The following is a 477-nucleotide window of genomic DNA, read 5'->3' on the forward strand; positions in this document are numbered from 1 at the left end:
GCCGCTAATCGGAACCCGGTTAGTCATCCCGGAACGCGGGAACGACCGGGGAGGCATCGGCGTGCGCTACGACGCGGCGGCAGTGGGTTTCTACACGCTCGACATCCTGGCGCGGCCGGTCGAGGCGATCCCTGAGGGTGGGGGTGTCGCCTTCGTCGACGAGATCCGCATGGTGGTGTCCGGCACGGCCGGTGCCACCGCCGTCGACCTCGCCAAGCTCGGCCTGCGCACGCTGGCGGCAGGCTCGGTGGGCGATGACGAGCATGGCGGCTTCGTGCTCGATCGGCTGGCGCGGCATGGCGTGGACATCTCCGCGATGCAGCGCATCGCGGGCGTGCCGACCTCCACCACCATCATGACCGTGCGTCCGAACGGCGAGCGGCCGGCCCTGCACATGCGCGGCGCCGCCGACCGCTTCGAGTTGCCCCCCGAGCGCTACCCCCAGGTGCTGGATGCCCGCTTCGTCCATCTGGGCGG

At 71.3% G+C, this 477-nt stretch carries 1 protein-coding gene; it reads left to right on the forward strand.

Annotation, left to right across the window (positions count from 1 at the left end; translation table 11 throughout):
• Positions 1-61: 61 nt before the first annotated feature.
• Positions 62-477 (forward strand): carbohydrate kinase family protein (locus EQG76_RS24025; protein ID WP_235031537.1); only part of this gene is annotated, 416 nt, incomplete at its 3' end.

It is taken from the genome of Geminicoccus flavidas, assembly GCF_009806515.1.
Taxonomy (GTDB): domain Bacteria; phylum Pseudomonadota; class Alphaproteobacteria; order Geminicoccales; family Geminicoccaceae; genus Geminicoccus; species Geminicoccus flavidus.